We start from the raw sequence: 917 nt of genomic DNA, 5'->3' as shown, positions 1-917 counted from the left end.
AGCGTGATGGACTCCAACGATCTTGAACGTGAACGTGGTATTACCATCCTGTCAAAAAATACAGCGATTCGCTGGAATGACTACCACATCAACATCGTGGATACACCAGGCCATGCTGATTTCGGTGGTGAAGTTGAGCGTGTTCTGTCGATGGTTGATTCAGTATTGTTGCTGGTAGATTCAGCTGAAGGTCCGATGCCACAAACCCGTTTTGTGACTCAGAAAGCGCTGGCATTAGGACTCAAACCTATTGTTGTTATTAACAAGATTGATAAACCATCAGCTCGTCCAGATTGGGTATTAGATCAAACTTTTGATCTATTCGTTAATTTGGATGCGACAGATGAACAGCTTGATTTTGATGTCATTTATGCATCGGGACTAAATGGCTTTGCAGGCATGGAAGACACTGTTCGTGAAGGTGATATGACACCGTTATTTCAGCTTATCGTCGACAAAGTCAGTCATCCTGATGTCGATTCAGAAGGTCCTTTCCGCATGCAGGTGTCATCACTTGACTACAACAGTTATGTGGGTGTTATCGGTGTTGGTCGTATCGAACGTGGCCGTGTGAAAACGAATACACCTGTCACTGTCGTTGACCGTGAAGGTAAAAAACGTAACGGTCGAGTACAGCAAGTTATGGGCTTTTTAGGTCTGCAACGTGAAGAAGTGGCTGAGGCACAAGCGGGTGATATCATTGCGTTTACCGGTCTAGATCCATTAAATATTTCTGACACCTTGTGTGACCCAAATGCTGTTGAAGCATTACCACCATTGTCAGTAGATGAACCCACCGTGACAATGACCTTCCAGGTTAATAATTCTCCGTTTGCAGGTAAAGACGGAAAATTTATTACTACACGTCAAATCAAAGAGCGTCTGGATCGTGAATTAATTCATAACGTGGCGTTACG

1 pseudogene is annotated in these 917 nt (G+C 43.9%); it reads left to right on the top strand.

Features of this window, described 5'->3' with window-relative positions:
- Nucleotides 1-917, top strand: a pseudogene (locus B4K20_RS11435) (GTP-binding protein); the annotation flags it as partial.

It is taken from the genome of Methylophaga sp. UBA5088, assembly GCF_002414625.1.
Lineage (GTDB): Bacteria > Pseudomonadota > Gammaproteobacteria > Nitrosococcales > Methylophagaceae > Methylophaga > Methylophaga marina.
The sequence above is the reverse complement of the archived record's forward strand: the minus strand, read 5'-3'. Positions and strand labels throughout refer to the sequence as shown.